Genomic DNA, 14615 nt, shown 5'->3' on the forward strand with positions numbered 1-14615 from the left:
CGCGCGCCAGTCCTGCGCGTTTGCGCATGCCGCCTGAAAGTTCATCGGGCATTTGGTAGAGGGCATGTTCCAAACCGACCAAGCTCAATTTAAGGCGTACTAACGGCGGGATGAGTTCTTTGGCAATATTTCCGAATTCGTGCATGGGCATGGCAACGTTATCGCCAACTGTCATGGAATTAAATAAGCCGCTCGACTGGAAGGCGATGCCAATGGAGTGCTGCATCTCACTTAGGCTTTCTTCGTCCATGTCCACGATATTGGTGCCATGGAAGAGGATTTCGCCGGAGGTTGGTTTCAACAAGCCGCACATTTGTTTGAGCAAGGTGCTTTTGCCGCAGCCGCTCCCGCCGATGATCATGAATATCTCGCCTCGGCGCACATTAAAAGAGACATCATCCAGGATTTTTGTGGTCCCGTAGTGTGCAACCAAATGTTTAACTTCTATCAACACGTCATTCATGGTCGGGCCTTTAAGATCCGCTGTTAATTGAGAACATAATAAAAAATGGTGGCGAAAATAATATCAATACAAATCAAGGAAAAGATGTCCATCACCACGGCGCGTGTTGTCATCAGTCCCACGCCGCGGGAGCCGCCTTTGACACGCAAGCCGTTATGACAACCGATCATGACAATTGCAATGGCAAAAAAGAAGGTCTTCAGCATCCCTTGGAAGAGGTCATCCATATAGGTTGATTCCAAGGTTTGGGCATACCAAATGGACGGGCGAAATTCGAGGACGAAAATGCCCCATACAGCACCGCCCAAGATGCCTGAAATAAGACCGAGTACAGATAAGCAAGGCAGAACGACAATTAACGCCAAAAGCTTAGGCGTCACCAAGTACTGGGCCACGTTTAAGCCCATTCCGCGCAAGGCGTCAATTTCTTCTTGTACGGTCATGGTCGCGAGTTCCGCGGCGATGGCGGCGCCAGTTCGTGCGGACACGACAATGGCGGTCACGACGGCGGCAAGTTCTCTCGCAAAACCGATGACGATGAGGGTCGCCACATAAATCTGCAGCCCAAAGGCTTCCACTTGTTTGGCGGACAGCATGGCGATAATCAAACCCATGAGAAAATTCATGAGACACACGATCTTAACGGCCCGTACACCCATTTCGTGAATTTCGTCGACAAAAGCATTGAATCGGAAGCCTTTCCCTTCAAAAGGCGCGATGAGCGTCCAATACAGGGCGTCGATGGACAATTCCACAAATTCTAAAAATTCGCTTCCTACGGCGACAAGCCCATCACTCAGGGATTCCCAAGGACTTTTTTTCTTTTTAGGCAAAGGGGGGGACGCCTGAAGGGTGGGGGAGATAATGCCCATGAAATCGGCTACGGCTTGGGTCTCGCCCTGCCAGTCCATGCGCGCTTCACGGTCTCTCGCAAAATCGGCAATTTTCAATAACCATGCGGAACCGATGGAGTCCATTTCTCGGGTTGAAGACAAATCCAAGCTGAGTTGGTCGACGGCGTCATGCCAAGAGGCGTTAACGGTCTCATAGAGTTGTGCACCTGAATGTTGATCCAAGCTTTCCGGACATTTGATCAGAAGCTGCCGCATTAGTTCGTCTCACTCATATCTTCTGCCATTGCTAAAAATTCTGCTTCGGACAGAACGGTTACACCCAGTTGGGTCGCTTTGTCTAGTTTTGATCCTGCTTTTTCGCCGGCAATCAAAAAGTCCGTTTTCCGGCTGATTGAACTGCTCACTTTAGCGCCCAGCATGCGCAGCCGATTTTGGATTTCATCACGAGTCCCCGATACGAGGGCACCGGTGACGACAAAAGTTTTACCGGCCATAAGAGGATGCAAGCTTTGATGTTTCGCTTGCTCCATGATAAAGGATAGACCCGCTTGACGCAACAACTCCATATGCTCAAGATTTTCCGGCACTTCGAAAAAGTCGATGATGCTCGCAGCGACGATATCTCCGATATCGTCTACGCTTGTCAGATCCTCTTGTGATGCCTTCATAATCGCGTCGATCGACATAAAGTGGGCACAGAGGGATTGCGCTGTTCGTGCTCCTACATGTCGGATGCCGAGACCGAGCAATAAACGATCGGGCGTCCGTGTCCGTGAGGCGTCGATGGCGTCTAATAAATTGCGAGCGGACTTTTCGCCCATGCGTTCCAACGCCATCAAGGCATCGTATTGCAGCGTGTAGAGGTCGGAGGCTTTTGTCGCCAATCCTTTTTCAACGAGCTGATTCACGAGCGCCGGACCAAGGCCATCAATATCCATGGCGGCGCGGCTGGCGAAGTAGGTTAATTTCTCTTTGATTTGTGCAGGGCAGGATACATTTAGGCATCGGTAAAAAACGCCTTCAGGATCTTTGTGCACCTTACTTCCGCAGGCAGGACATTGATCAGGCGGCGATACAGGCGCTGTGTTTTGTGGTCGTTCCTCGGGGATAGAACGCAAGACCTGCGGGATGATTTCGCCCGCCTTTTGCAGCTCTACCGTATCGCCGGGCCGCAAGTCTTTTCGGATAATTTCGTCAAAGTTGTGAAGGGATGCACGCTTGACGAAGGTTCCCGCGAGGGAGGTGGCTTCGAGAATGGCGACCGGTGTGAGGGCTCCCGATTTGCCCACGCTTATTTCTATTTCAAGGAGCGTCGTCCGTGCAACGGCTGCAGGGAATTTGTAGGCAATGATCCATCGCGGCGCTTTTGCTGTGCTTCCCAAGATGACCCGCTGATCCAGATCATTGACTTTTACCACAATACCATCAATTTCATAGTCCAGTTCATGCCGTTTCTCTTGCCATAGATTACAAAAGTCGATGACCTCTTCAATGGTCGGGCAAAAGCGGTGGTGTTCGTTGACGGGCAAACCCAGATCACGGAGTGCTTTTAAAATCTCGTCGTGTTTTTTGAGCAGAGGCAAGCCTTCCACAATATCATAGAAAAAAGCGGATAGGCGCCGCCGTGCCACTTCTTTCGGATCTAAAAGCTTGAGCGTTCCCGCCGTGGTGTTTCTGGGGTTGCGGAAAGCTTCCAGTCCTTCTTCTTCCCGTTCACGGTTGATACGGTCGAGTTCGGAAATGGTCATATAAATTTCGCCGCGCAGTTCAATTGTCTCAGGAGCAGCGTCGGTCTGCGCGGGAAAGAGTTCTTCGTCTTTGTTGTCGGTTTTGACCTGCCGCAGTTGCAAGGGGATGGAAGGGATGGTGCGTGCATTGGCAGTCACATCATCGCCACGTATGCCGTCGCCCCGAGTTGCTGCCCGTGTGAGGAGTCTGTGTTCATAGCGGAGGCTTGCGGAGACGCCGTCAATTTTTAATTCTGCCACATACCGAGGAACAGCGCCGTTGAGTGTGCGGCGCAGACGTGCATCAAAATTGCGAAGTTCATTTTCGTTGTAGGTGTTATCAATGGAGCGCATGGGCACGGTGTGCGTGACTGTTTCGAAGCCTTGGGTCGGGGAGCCGCCCACACGTTGGGTGGGCGATGCAAGGCTAATAAGTTCAGGATGAGCCTGTTCCAGTGCGATCAGTTCTTGGAGAAGGGCATCAAATTCTTGGTCGGAAATAGAAGGTTCCGCCAATACATAATAGCGGTGGTTGTGTGCTTCAATTTCTTGACACAACAGATGATGTTTTTGATGCAGCGCATCCTTGGCAGTCTTCTTTTCAGCGATCAAGAGCCGGTCTCCCTTTGTTTGGAAGTATAATTTTGTAACACACCCTCAATTCATGGCAGTATGTAGACTTCAAATGTATTGTAACCCAATCGCTATGTTACCATTAGCACGGCTATGATTAAAATTATACACAACCGAGTGTTGCCCCATTGTGTCCTGCTTTTGAAAATTCGTGAACAGATGCGTGTTAACGCAATAGAAAAGAAACGGACTGTTGTACCATGGTAGACCTTGCAAAAATTACGAGTCTTGCCGGCTGGCCTGAAATTCGGAAAAGTATAGAAAACCTTTTTTCAGATATATTGCAGATTCCCGCTTATCAAACAGCCGAGCTCAATGTCCGTTTCCTTGAGGAAAACGATGTGCGCGGAGGCAGCCGGCGCCAGATTGTTTTTCCCATCTCTGATGTAGAGCTGGTTACGGGCTGGCTTTTCACACCGGACGGGAAAAAGGACTGTCCCTGTATTCTTTGTTGCCATCATGAAAGTACCAACGGCAAAGATGAGGCGGCCGGGCTGGAGGGTAGTGCGCAATTGGCTTTTGCGCAGCACTACGCAGAACTGGGCTATATGACCTTGGCGATCGATGTGCTTACCGTCGGCAAGCGCTCCATCAACAAACGGGAAGCCTTTGATACGGAAGGCTTTTATAAAACTCACAAAAAGATGTCTTTTGCCGGGAAAATGGTCTTGGATCACCGCCGCGCTTTAGATGTCTTTTCCGAGATCAAGCGTGCAGATCCTTCTCGTATCGGCGTGGTCGGTCATGGATTAGGCGGATTGAACGCGCTGCTTCTTGCTGCCTGCGACGACCGTGTGCAGGCTTGTGTGGCGAGCTGCGGTTTTACACGCTTTTCAACCGACAAAGTCGTGGGGACATGGCCCGGCATGGAGCAGCTGCTGCTGTATCCTAAAATCAAAAAGTTTGTCGAGGCGGAAGATGTTCCTTTTGATTGGGAACATATTTTGGCATTGGCTGCGCCGACGCCCGTGCAAATCATTACATCCGTATCTAAATCCTTGCACAACAATCCGAAAAGCTGCCAAAAAGCGATCTCCACCGCCGCCAAGATCTATAAGCTCTTGGGCGCACCCGGTGCCATAGATCACTATACCCATCACGATGGACACGCTGTTTCTTCCGCAACGACTGAAGTTGCTGATGAATGGTTCGAACGCTGGTTATAAGTAAAGGTTCCGCCCTTTTGGCGGAGGTCTTTTGGTGATGCCCTTAGCGCTGAGAAAGGAGGATCATGGATTCTGACAAATTAGCAAGTATCCAACGTATCATTGAGAATATTGAACAAGTGGTATTCGGTAAGCGTGAAGAAGTGAAACTCTGTGTAGTTGCACTGCTTGCACGGGGACATTTGCTCATTGAAGACGTGCCGGGAGTGGGGAAGACCACCTTGGCGCAGAGTTTAGCAAAAGCGGTGGACTGTTCCTTCATTAGGATACAGTTTACCAGCGACATGCTGCCTTCCGACATTCTGGGCGTGTCCATTTTAAATCCGAAGACCAACGATTTTGAATATAGGCAGGGTCCTATTTTCGCCAACGTTATCCTTGCCGATGAAATTAATCGGACACCGCCGAAAACGCAAAGTGCCTTACTGGAGGCGATGAGCGAATACACAGTTTCCGTGGACGGGATTACCCACACCCTGCCCAGTCCCTTTATGGTGATTGCTACGCAAAACCCCATCGAATATGAAGGCACCTATGTGTTGCCGGAATCGCAAATGGATCGCTTCCTGCTGCGCGTAGAGATTGGTTATCCCCCCGAAGCGGATGAACGGCGCATTATGCGGCGCCACGATCCGCTAAAAGCCATTGCCGCTTTGAAGCCGGTTATTTCCGTGGAAGAATTGAATGCCCTGCAGGAAGAGGTGGGCAAGATTACGGTGGAAGAGTCGGTAGAGCGTTATATCCTTGATATCGTCCGCGCCACTCGTGAACACGAGCAGGTGCGGTTGGGGGCGAGTCCCCGCGGCGCGCAGGCCTTGTTCGAAGCGAGCCAAGCGCGGGCTATGATTGAAGGGCGCGACTTTGTCATTCCTGATGATGTAAAAGAACTTGCTGCGCCTGCCTTATCCCATCGTTTATTGGTAAAATCACGGGGCGCTGACTTGGCTGCTGCCGGGCTGGAACGTGTCCGTGTGATTCGTGACATTGTCAATAATACGAAGGTGCCGCTTTGAGCATACGTTCTCCTTTTCGCAAGATGGTACGTGGTCGTCTTACCCGCGCCGGGTGGATTATCGTGATTATTTTGCTGCTCTTGCTCGTATCCGCGTGGAATACGGGCGAAAATCTCTTGTACATCGTGTTTGGTTGTCTTTTAGGCATGTTATTTCTATCCTTTATCGCCGGTCGCCGCAGCTTAAAAAAAGTATCGGTTCAACGGGAAGTGCCGTATGCGGTCTATCGGGAAGAGCCTTTTTCCTGCATGCTGCAAATCAAAAACCACAAGCGCTTTATTCCTGCTATTTCGGTGCGAATCGAACAGGAGCATGGGAGCGTTGCTTATGTGCTGCGCATTCCTGCACGGCACCAGATCACGGTGTCGCTGCAAAGCACCATGCGCCGCCGAGGCATTTTTAAGATGCCGTCCTGTGAGTTAATTACCCGATTTCCATTCGGCTTTCTGGAGCTGCGTCGCCGGTACAGCGATGCTTTGGAAGTGATGGTCTACCCGAAAATACGACCTGCGCGGCTGCCTGCTTTAGAGTCTAGTGAGGGTATACAGCCGCTGCTGGCGCGCGTCAACGGCGACGGCGACGAATTCTTCTCTTTACGTGATTATATACGGGGCGATGATCTGCGTTTGATTGTGTGGCGTGTCAGTGCGCGCATGGGCAAATGGATGGTTCGTGAAATGGGGATGGGCAATGCCCGGATCATCACCTTTGTATTGGATACGCGGAAGGGAGCGGAAGCGGCTGACGAAGCTACCTTTGAAGAGATGATCGACATGACTGCGTCCTTGATGATCACCTTGCTCAAGCGTCAATACAGCGTAGGATTATATACGCCCGATCATGTTGTGCCCTGTGGAAAAGGAACGGCTCAAGAACAATATCTGCTCGATTGTCTCACAGGCGTCAATCCCGTTGACGGTGCGGCATGGCAGGATTTCGATCAGCGTGTGCAGCGGCTGAAATCAGACGGTATGCGCCTAATCTTGGTCTCTGCCGATACGGCGGCATGGGGCTATGAAGATACCGACATGGGCTTGCAAGTGTTGGATCCCGGAAATGTTATCTATGCGTAGGCAAGTTCATATTAATTTGTGGATTTCTACCGCCGCCCTTGTCTTTGCTGGCTATATGGCGCTCGGATCGGTAGCACTCTACGGGACGGCGCCGTTGTTTGTGCCCTTGATCCTGCTGCCTCTCGCACCGTTGGGCGCATTGATCGACAGGCATTTCCCATTGTGGCGTTTGCTGAGCGGAAGCATTGTAATTGCCTATTTGCTTTTCTTGCCTCTTTCTTTGTTGTGGTTCGGCCTGATGGACGCCGTCATTTTGTTGATTGTATTTATTCAGGCGCACCTGATCATGAACAAAAAAAGCGTGCGTGCCTATTATGAACTCTTTTTGATGACCTTTTTCCTGCTCCTCGCCGCCGTTGTTCAAGACCCTGAATCTATGGTTGCCATTGCTTTGCTGCTCTACGTAATCAGCGCCGTCTGGTCTTTTATTTCCTTACAGATTTATGCAGAGCTGGCAGGCAAAGAGAAGTTGACCGTTCCGGAAATGCAGTCTTTGGATAAGGACGCGGCGCCTGTCAAACCGGGCAATGTCTTCGACTTCGGTCTATACCTTTCCATCATGATCCTTTCTGTGCTTGCGGTGTTTCTGACCGTTGCCATCTTCCTATTTACGCCGCGCGTGGAGGCGGGCTGGCTCGGCGGCAGGGGGGCGACCCAAGCGCTTACGGGACTTTCCGATCGTATGCAATTATCCGGGTCAACGACGATCAGCGAAAATCCCAGTGTCGTTATGTTCGTCCAATTCCCTGACGAGCCCCACGGCGTACTGACGCCAGAAAGTCTCCTATATTGGCGTGTAACCACCATGCCGCGCTTTACCAAGGATGAATGGTTTCGTCGAGGATTGCGCAATCATTATGAACCGGCGGTGAATCTTGCCTTAGGTCAATCAGGGCGCGGATGGGGCGCAAGCTATCAGGAAACAAAACGGCCGCAGCGGCCTCACTCACGAAGTATCCGCCAAACCATCTACATGGACAACGTGCCTACCCAAGGGATTCCCTGTTTGGAATTGCCCTATGGCATTCGCCTCCTCGGAGAATCGCCTTACACCCGCGTGCTCTGGGATATCGGCGAGGATTTTACGCTGACCTTGGAGACCCGGGGTTCGCGGAGCATTCAGTATGAGGTCGTGTCCGATGTGGTGTCGCCTACGCGCGAGGAGCTGTTGGCAACACCCCACGATTATGGATTTATGGTGCGGGAAGAATATGATCTGCTCACCCATCAAGAATTGCTTCCCGAGACGCGCGCTTTGGCAGAATCGCTCACGGAAGAAGCGGCCTTGCCTTATGCCAAAGTTAAGCTGCTCGAGGAATGGCTGAGCAGCCCCGCCTTTGTCTATTCCTTGTCTGTGCCGCCCATTCCCGAAGAACACGGAATCGATGCTTTTATCAACACCATACGGACGGGGCATTGTGAGTTCTATGCGTCGGCGCTGGCGTTGATGGCGCGGTCGCTGGGTATTCCCACCCGTGTTGTGAGCGGCTTCAGAGGCGGCGAATACAGCTCCGGCGATGAGGCGTATTTGATCCGTGCGAGCATGGCGCATTTGTGGATGGAGGCGCTGTTTAAAGACATTGGCTGGGTACGTTTTGATCCTTCGCCGCGCTCTGATGTGGTGCCCTCAGGGTTGGAAATGGTGCGCATGGCATGGTCATCCTATGTGCTGCGCGGCAAAATGTTTTGGTTTCAACAGGTCATCGGCTTTCGCGGCGGCTTGCGCCTGGATCAGCTCCTGAAGTTTCGTCCATGGCAGTGGTGGGCTCGGTCAGCGCAACCGGTGTCCCACGACGAAAAGGCAGTAGAAGAGGTTGTCTTGAACGAGAGCGTCCCTTATTGGGAACTTATTTATCATCCTGCTGTTCAAGCGCTATTATTCCTACTGATCTTTTCTAATGGTCTGTGGCTGGGCAATCGCTATTGGAAAAGACAGCGAAGCACTTTCCGCTTATCGCGGGATCAGCGCCGGATACGCAAATCCTATCTTCTCTTTTTGAAACAGGCTGCCGCCCTCGGGGTGGCGTGTGACAACAAAAGCGCGGCTGAGGTGTGGGCACAACTAAAAGAGATGCCCTTGTCCGATGCTGCAGGTGTGCAAGCGTTTTTAGACGCCTATTACCAAGTGCGTTTTGGAGGGAGACCGCTGGATCTTGATCGGCAAAAGCGTTGCAGCCGCCTGATGAAAGACTTGCGGCTGAAGCCTAAAAGAGAGGGGTGATGGCGGAGGGTGAGGGACTCGAACCCACAAGGCCGAAGCCGCCGGTTTTCAAGACCGGTGCATTACCAATTATGCTAACCCTCCGGGAAAGCGTGTATGGAGCCCTATTATAGGAGTGTAGGGCAGACAATGTCCAATTGGCAGTGTACTGCCTCTCTGCGCGCCGATCATCACCGCTTCACGAGATCAACCGAAAAGACAGCGCCCTTACATCATGCTAAAGGAGCGCCGAGGACATAAATGATTACGGCAAAGAAATGGATGGCGCTGCCTGCCATGACAAAACAATGCCAGATCGCGTGATTGAAAGGAATGCGATTATAGACGTAAAAGAAGACGCCGAAGGTGTAGGCAAGCCCGCCTATGGCCATCATGATGAGCGCGCCCAGGGGGATGTAGGTGATGGCAGGCTTAATAGCGATGAGCACGATCCAGCCCATGGCAATGTACATGGCTGTAGAAACGCGGTCAAAGCGTCCTGTGAAAAAAGCCTTGAAGCCGCAGCCTACGCAGGCGATGCCCCATAGCACGCCGAAGAGCGTCCAGCCCCAGCCCGGTGCGTCGCGCATGGACACCAGCAAGAAGGGGGTGTAGGTGCCCGCAATGAGCAGGTAGATGGCGCAGTGATCGAAAACGCGTAAAACACGCTTGGCGTTGATGCAGGGGATGGCGTTATAGAGTGTGGACGCCAAATAGAGGGCTAGTAAGGAGAGCCCAAAGACGATGGCAGAGACGATGCTGAGTCCGTCGCCCCAGCGCACCGCCCGTATGATCAACCAAACCATGCCTGCAATGCTTAATGCGACGCCTACGCCGTGGGTGGCGCTGTTCAAAACCTCTTCTACGATGGAGTATTCTTTATGTTTTACAGAGCTGCTCATGGCAATCTCATCGCTTCCTTTAGGGTTGTTATGGATTCCGATTCAAAAGCGCGTATTAGGCAGCGCGTCGTCGGAACTTTTGCTAATTGTAACACAGGCCATTTTATTACGCCAATAATTTAGGAAAAAAAAATGCCTTAACCCCCTAAAAAAAGTTGTCCATCTTTTTGAAATAGCTTTCATTTTGTGGTGAGATATGCTATCATTTGAGGGAAGCAGGTAAAGGGTGTAGAAGTGTTTGCACTGTGCTCCCCCCGCCGCTTTTTAGGATAGAGAAGATCCTGTTGTATCGGATACTTAATTTTAAGTGTGTTATTTATTCATACCAATCAAAAGAGGAGTAATCAATTATGGTCACGAAAGGTAAATGTAGTGGGTTTTCCCGAACAACAATGACGGTCATCCTGGCAGTCGTGCTTGTTGCCGTCACGGGTGTTGTTCCGGCTAGTGCCGATCCTACGCCCAGGATCTTACTTGCAGGCGACAGCTGGACCGGATTCATGCTCGCCTTCAGATCCTTCCGCGAAGTCTTGCAGGAGTATGAGGGCTTGGATCGTTGGATCGAAGTGGGTAATCGTACCGCGGAAATGGGCGCCCGTGTCTTTGAAATGCTGGATCGTAATTTCCAGCAGACGCTGACAGAAGAGCTGACCCGTTATCCCAACATTGACGTCGTGGTCATCACCTTGGGCGGCAATGACATTCTGCGCGGTTCCACCGGTGTAGATCCCAACAACTTTAACCGAAAAGTGAAGTTGGATCATTGTTACGAAAGCAGCAGCGGTCAGCCTTGGTCCGAACCTTCGGAATGCGTTGAATGGCTTGCCCAAAGTGTGAAAGAAAATGTGAGCATTTTAGTGGATCATATTTTGAGTGTCCGCCCTGACGTCCGCGTCGCTATTTTGAGTTACGATTATGGCGCGCGTCTGCCTCGAAATCCTGCCTATAGTCTTGAAGAAATGCATCTCGCCTTTGTCGCGGTACAAGAACGTATCCGTGAAATCGCCCTTTCCCGTGACCGCGTCGAATTTATCATGAACTTCGGATTGATGCAAAATATTTACGGCATCCCTTCCGATGGCTATCCCGAACCCGGCTTTCCCGAAGAAGACATTCCTGCCGGTGTGCCGCCTTATCCCTGCAATGATCCTGCCGAACCGGATTGTGCATTTTGGCCGGGCGGCTTCCCTCAGTACTTATCGCCCATGAGCTCTTATATTGATCAAGATATTCATCTGACAGCAGAAGGCTACGCCCATATTGCACGGCGTGCCATGGATCTGCATATTGAAGAATGGTTGAACTATCCGAAGGCCATGGAAATTCTGCCTTTGGACAATAAAGCCACCTATCAGTTCCAAGTTACTTTTTCCCATCCTGTGACGGGTGTAGACCTCAGCGATTTTGAGGTATATATCAATGCCAAGTCCGGAATGAAGAGCATGGATGTGATCAATGTCCAAGCCATTTCCGATGATGTGTATTTGGTCACCGTAGACATGAGCGGTTCCGAAGATGTTGCCTTTATTAAAGTGCTGGACGACGATTCCATTGTCCGCATTGACACAGGAGCGCCTCTAGGCGGCCCCGGTATCGGCAACGGACTTTTTGTCTTTAACGGCGACTATGAATTTTTCGATTTGCCCGAGGCGGAAGACGACGACTTCGAAGGCGCCTTGGGATTCCTGTACATGGCGTCCATGGCCTATGAGCATCTGCTCGGTGAGTTGGGGTTGAGTTTTAACCCGGACTACTTCGATGCCAACGGTAATTTCTTTCAAGATGGCAGCCTCGACAAACCTATTTCCATTCCCGGCAACGGTATATTAGACCTGTGGGAATTCATGGTTATTGATGCCGTTTTGAAACGCCCCGACCTCGATCTGAGCGCTACAGGCGGACTGACCTACCAAGATGTGCGCACCGCGTGGGATCTCAATATCGATTCCGTACAGGCGGCATTAGGCGGCAAAGGCGGATTGGCAGATATTATTCTGCCCGGCCTTGACACCGTACTCGCGGCATTCTACACACTCGGCGATAAAGATTCTTCCACCCTTGTGGGAATCTTAGTCGGTCAGCTCGGCGATGTGGATGAATTCCCGACCAATATGGATCCCCAGGCGTTGACGCCCTATGACGCGTCCAATACGGTACAGTTTTTAAGTCGATTCTTGGGATTGGGCGGCGATGCTGATGGCGACGGTTGGAGAAATGTCCAAGAGTATCAGTATTTCTTTAGAGATGGTCTTGAAGCCTATGTGAATGCCGTGCTTGATCCTAATATCAAGCCTAACAACGGTGAGGGCAAGTATAATATCGGCGATTTTGTACGTATCGCCCTTATGGATCGTCCCTATTTCAAATCCACCTTCCAGTGGTACCATAACGGCGTGCCCATCGAAAGCAATAAAGACGGCCGTATTATTGGTGCTGATACCTTCGCCTTAGACATTACGTCTCTGCAGCCGGAAGACAGCGGTTCCTACACCTGTACTTATTTAAGCCCGATAAAAACCGGTGGTACATATCCTGAAAAGACCTATGGCCCCATCGTTATTTCCGTACGTGATACGAGCGGCATGCCTGCGGGCGGCGTAGTTACGCTGTCGCTGCTGGTCCTTGGATTAGGTATGGGCGGAGTCCGTGTGTTTCGCAAAAAATAAGTTTTATATCGCTTTCTTGTAATGTAAGCGGTGCCCGTTTTTCATGACCTCTTATGGGAAACGGGCACTTTTTTTTATTTCGTATCGATAATAAAACGCAATTGGTTGGAAATTTCTGTTGACAAATTCGACACTTTAGTATATTCTATAAGGAGGCTTGAAAGAAGCCTTCAGCGTGCTGCGGAAAAGGAAGCCCATTGCGCCTCACTTTTCTAGGCACAAGATAACTTGACAGGAGTCGGTGGTCATGACGGATGTGGATGTAACAAGTTCCGAAAATCACGTGGTGCAGGGAAAAGTAAAATGGTTTAATGATCAAAAAGGCTTTGGGTTTATTTCACGCGAAAATGAGCCTGATGTATTTGTTCATCATACTTCCATCAATATGGAAGGTTTCCGCACCTTGCGTGAAGGGGACGAAGTCACGTACGAGCTCGTCGTCAATGAGAAAGGGGCTTGCGCGGTCAATGTAACGCGTGTGCCTTCCTGAGCTCGTCGTTAGAAAAAACCAATCACGAAAAGGGCTGCGCCGGGGAGCGCAGTCCCGCTGATCTAAAGATGGGGCGCGGGGAGTGTGCTGTCGCTGTGCCCCGTGAGCTGCAGGGTGACGGTTCTGTCCGCGGCGAGATTCAACGGTCGTCCCTCTGTACATAGACGGCTTGCTACAGGTATACTTAAGTCTAATTGATTCCCTTTTCTTGAGCACATGGCAGTATCGGTGCAGGATCATGCAAGCACGTCACTTCATAGGATTTTGTCTCATCTTTTCCTTGGGGCTATGCCGTATAGCTTCCACCGCTTCCCACGAGGCGGCGTATCCTGCGTTACCCTTGCTCGACGCGCCCATCAACGCCACATGGGCGGCTAATACGGCGGAGGACTGGAAGGATCAGGGATTTCGCGGCTTTCTTTTCCAAGGCATCTTGGATGATCTGCGGCTCTTTCCCAGCGAGGAAGAGCGTCTGCAAGAGCTGCGCAAAGAACGAGATTCTTTCCCTTGGTCCGGCGACGAGGGAAACACCACCGTCTTGAAAGCGAAACCCCGCCTTGACGCGACGCCCATGGCGACGATGGAACAGATTGTACCGGCTCATTGGGATGCTCTCGGCCGCGAGATACGGAGCGCCTGCAACCGCTTAAAGGCGGCAGGGCTGGACCGTAATTTTGTGCGTGTCTCCCTCGCGCCGGATAATTTGTGGTTCACCGATCCTGCCCTCTTGTCCATTGCAGAGCGGCGTTTTCAGATGCTCGGCGAGTTTTGTCAGCGTGTCGGTCTGCGCGGTATCGCCCTAGACATCCAAAGCGGCAGCCTGATCTACGATTATCGCTGGGACGGCTATAAGGCGGAGACGACACCCGAGACCTTGGCACATAGCGCCTATACCTTTGGTTTGCGTGTGCTCCGCGCCTTTATAAGCGCCTGTCCCTCGGGCGAAATACTCTTGCTCATGGAAGATCTGGGCGGGGCGCGTCCCCTCAGTTATGATTTTATGGAAGGCGCGCTCGCCTCGCCGGGCGCAGCCGATACGATCCGCATCAGCGTCGCTTCCATAGCCTCTGCTCCACTCCAACCGCAATCGTATTACCGGCATTATCCCCATAAGGCATCGCGCTTCCTGTCGCGCCGCGCTTCCCACGGAGAAAAGGGCGGTACCTTGTCAGCGTCCCAAGTCCTCTTCGCTTTCGAGCCGATTTATTACGAAGGGGACATCCCCACGGCACGCTATGCCTTGGACGACTACCGTACTGCCCTTCATCGTGCCGCCTTCCACGGCGGCGCCTACATGCTTATCCGCGCCCCTGAAGGCGGCTGGTGGCATACCCCTCCCGATCTTGTGGATCAATACGAGGACTTGCAGCAGCGCGGCGCAGCGCGCGTACGTTTCTATCCGCCTGTTCCGCGCAGTGTAGACGCCTA

11 protein-coding genes and 1 tRNA gene are annotated in these 14615 nt (G+C 51.6%); 7 read left to right on the plus strand and 5 right to left on the minus strand.

Translation table 11 applies throughout. From position 1 onward, the window contains the following. The 3 genes from GX117_07665 to ligA form a co-directional block, all read right to left on the minus strand. A partial coding sequence (locus GX117_07665; protein ID NLO33216.1) for an ATP-binding cassette domain-containing protein occupies nucleotides 1-463 on the minus strand: 463 nt, incomplete at its 3' end. A 23-nt stretch (nucleotides 464-486) separates the two neighbouring features. Then, entirely contained in the window at nucleotides 487-1572 is a 1086-nt protein-coding gene (locus GX117_07670; protein NLO33217.1) for an ABC transporter permease, read from the minus strand. Beyond that, a complete protein-coding gene (ligA, locus tag GX117_07675; GenBank protein ID NLO33218.1) occupies nucleotides 1572-3623 on the minus strand; it encodes an NAD-dependent DNA ligase LigA in 2052 nt (683 codons plus the stop codon). The genes GX117_07670 and ligA overlap by 1 nt, the downstream gene beginning before the upstream one ends. 254 nt (nucleotides 3624-3877) lie before the next feature. Here ligA and GX117_07680 point away from each other — a divergent pair, with 254 nt between their 5' ends. From GX117_07680 to GX117_07695, 4 genes are all read left to right on the plus strand, one after another. Further along, on the plus strand, nucleotides 3878-4843 hold the full coding sequence (locus tag GX117_07680) for a hypothetical protein (GenBank protein NLO33219.1): 966 nt from the start codon (nucleotides 3878-3880) through the stop codon (nucleotides 4841-4843). Nucleotides 4844-4908: 65 nt separating this feature from the next. Beyond that, the gene (locus tag GX117_07685) at nucleotides 4909-5856 is read left to right on the plus strand and encodes a MoxR family ATPase (GenBank protein ID NLO33220.1); all 948 of its coding nucleotides are present in this window, start codon (nucleotides 4909-4911) and stop codon (nucleotides 5854-5856) included. Beyond that, the gene (locus GX117_07690; GenBank protein ID NLO33221.1) at nucleotides 5853-6929 is read left to right on the plus strand and encodes a DUF58 domain-containing protein; all 1077 of its coding nucleotides are present in this window, start codon (nucleotides 5853-5855) and stop codon (nucleotides 6927-6929) included. The genes GX117_07685 and GX117_07690 overlap by 4 nt, the downstream gene beginning before the upstream one ends. Continuing rightward, on the plus strand, nucleotides 6922-9150 hold the full coding sequence (locus tag GX117_07695) for a DUF3488 domain-containing transglutaminase family protein (protein ID NLO33222.1): 2229 nt from the start codon (nucleotides 6922-6924) through the stop codon (nucleotides 9148-9150). The genes GX117_07690 and GX117_07695 overlap by 8 nt, the downstream gene beginning before the upstream one ends. Here GX117_07695 and GX117_07700 read toward each other — a convergent pair. Continuing rightward, nucleotides 9151-9234 (minus strand) — tRNA-Ser (locus GX117_07700). It abuts the gene before it with no gap. Between the two features lie 128 nt (nucleotides 9235-9362). Next, complete coding sequence (locus GX117_07705; GenBank protein NLO33223.1) at nucleotides 9363-10031, minus strand: hemolysin III family protein; 669 nt, start codon at nucleotides 10029-10031, stop codon at nucleotides 9363-9365. 350 nt (nucleotides 10032-10381) lie between these two features. Between GX117_07705 and GX117_07710 the strand changes: the two genes are divergently transcribed. The 3 genes from GX117_07710 to GX117_07720 form a co-directional block, all read left to right on the plus strand. Beyond that, entirely contained in the window at nucleotides 10382-12697 is a 2316-nt protein-coding gene (locus GX117_07710) for a hypothetical protein (protein NLO33224.1), read from the plus strand. Nucleotides 12698-12980: 283 nt separating this feature from the next. After that, nucleotides 12981-13187: a cold shock domain-containing protein gene (locus GX117_07715; GenBank protein NLO33225.1), complete on the plus strand. Its 207-nt coding sequence runs from the start codon at nucleotides 12981-12983 to the stop codon at nucleotides 13185-13187. 238 nt (nucleotides 13188-13425) lie between these two features. Next, a partial coding sequence (locus GX117_07720; GenBank protein NLO33226.1) for a hypothetical protein occupies nucleotides 13426-14615 on the plus strand: 1190 nt, incomplete at its 3' end.

The organism is Candidatus Hydrogenedentota bacterium (assembly GCA_012523015.1).
Taxonomy (GTDB): domain Bacteria; phylum Hydrogenedentota; class Hydrogenedentia; order Hydrogenedentales; family CAITNO01; genus JAAYBJ01.

Bases quoted from the DNA above. Each gene is read 5' to 3' on its own strand.
- GX117_07705 (NLO33223.1), bottom strand. From the start codon at position 10,031: ATGAGCAGCTCTGTAAAACATAAAGAATACTCCATCGTAGAAGAGGTT.
- GX117_07695 (NLO33222.1), top strand. From the start codon at position 6,922: ATGCGTAGGCAAGTTCATATTAATTTGTGGATTTCTACCGCCGCCCTT.
- GX117_07710 (NLO33224.1), top strand. From the start codon at position 10,382: ATGGTCACGAAAGGTAAATGTAGTGGGTTTTCCCGAACAACAATGACG.
- GX117_07685 (NLO33220.1), top strand. From the start codon at position 4,909: ATGGATTCTGACAAATTAGCAAGTATCCAACGTATCATTGAGAATATT.
- GX117_07670 (NLO33217.1), bottom strand. From the start codon at position 1,572: ATGCGGCAGCTTCTGATCAAATGTCCGGAAAGCTTGGATCAACATTCA.
- GX117_07680 (NLO33219.1), top strand. From the start codon at position 3,878: ATGGTAGACCTTGCAAAAATTACGAGTCTTGCCGGCTGGCCTGAAATT.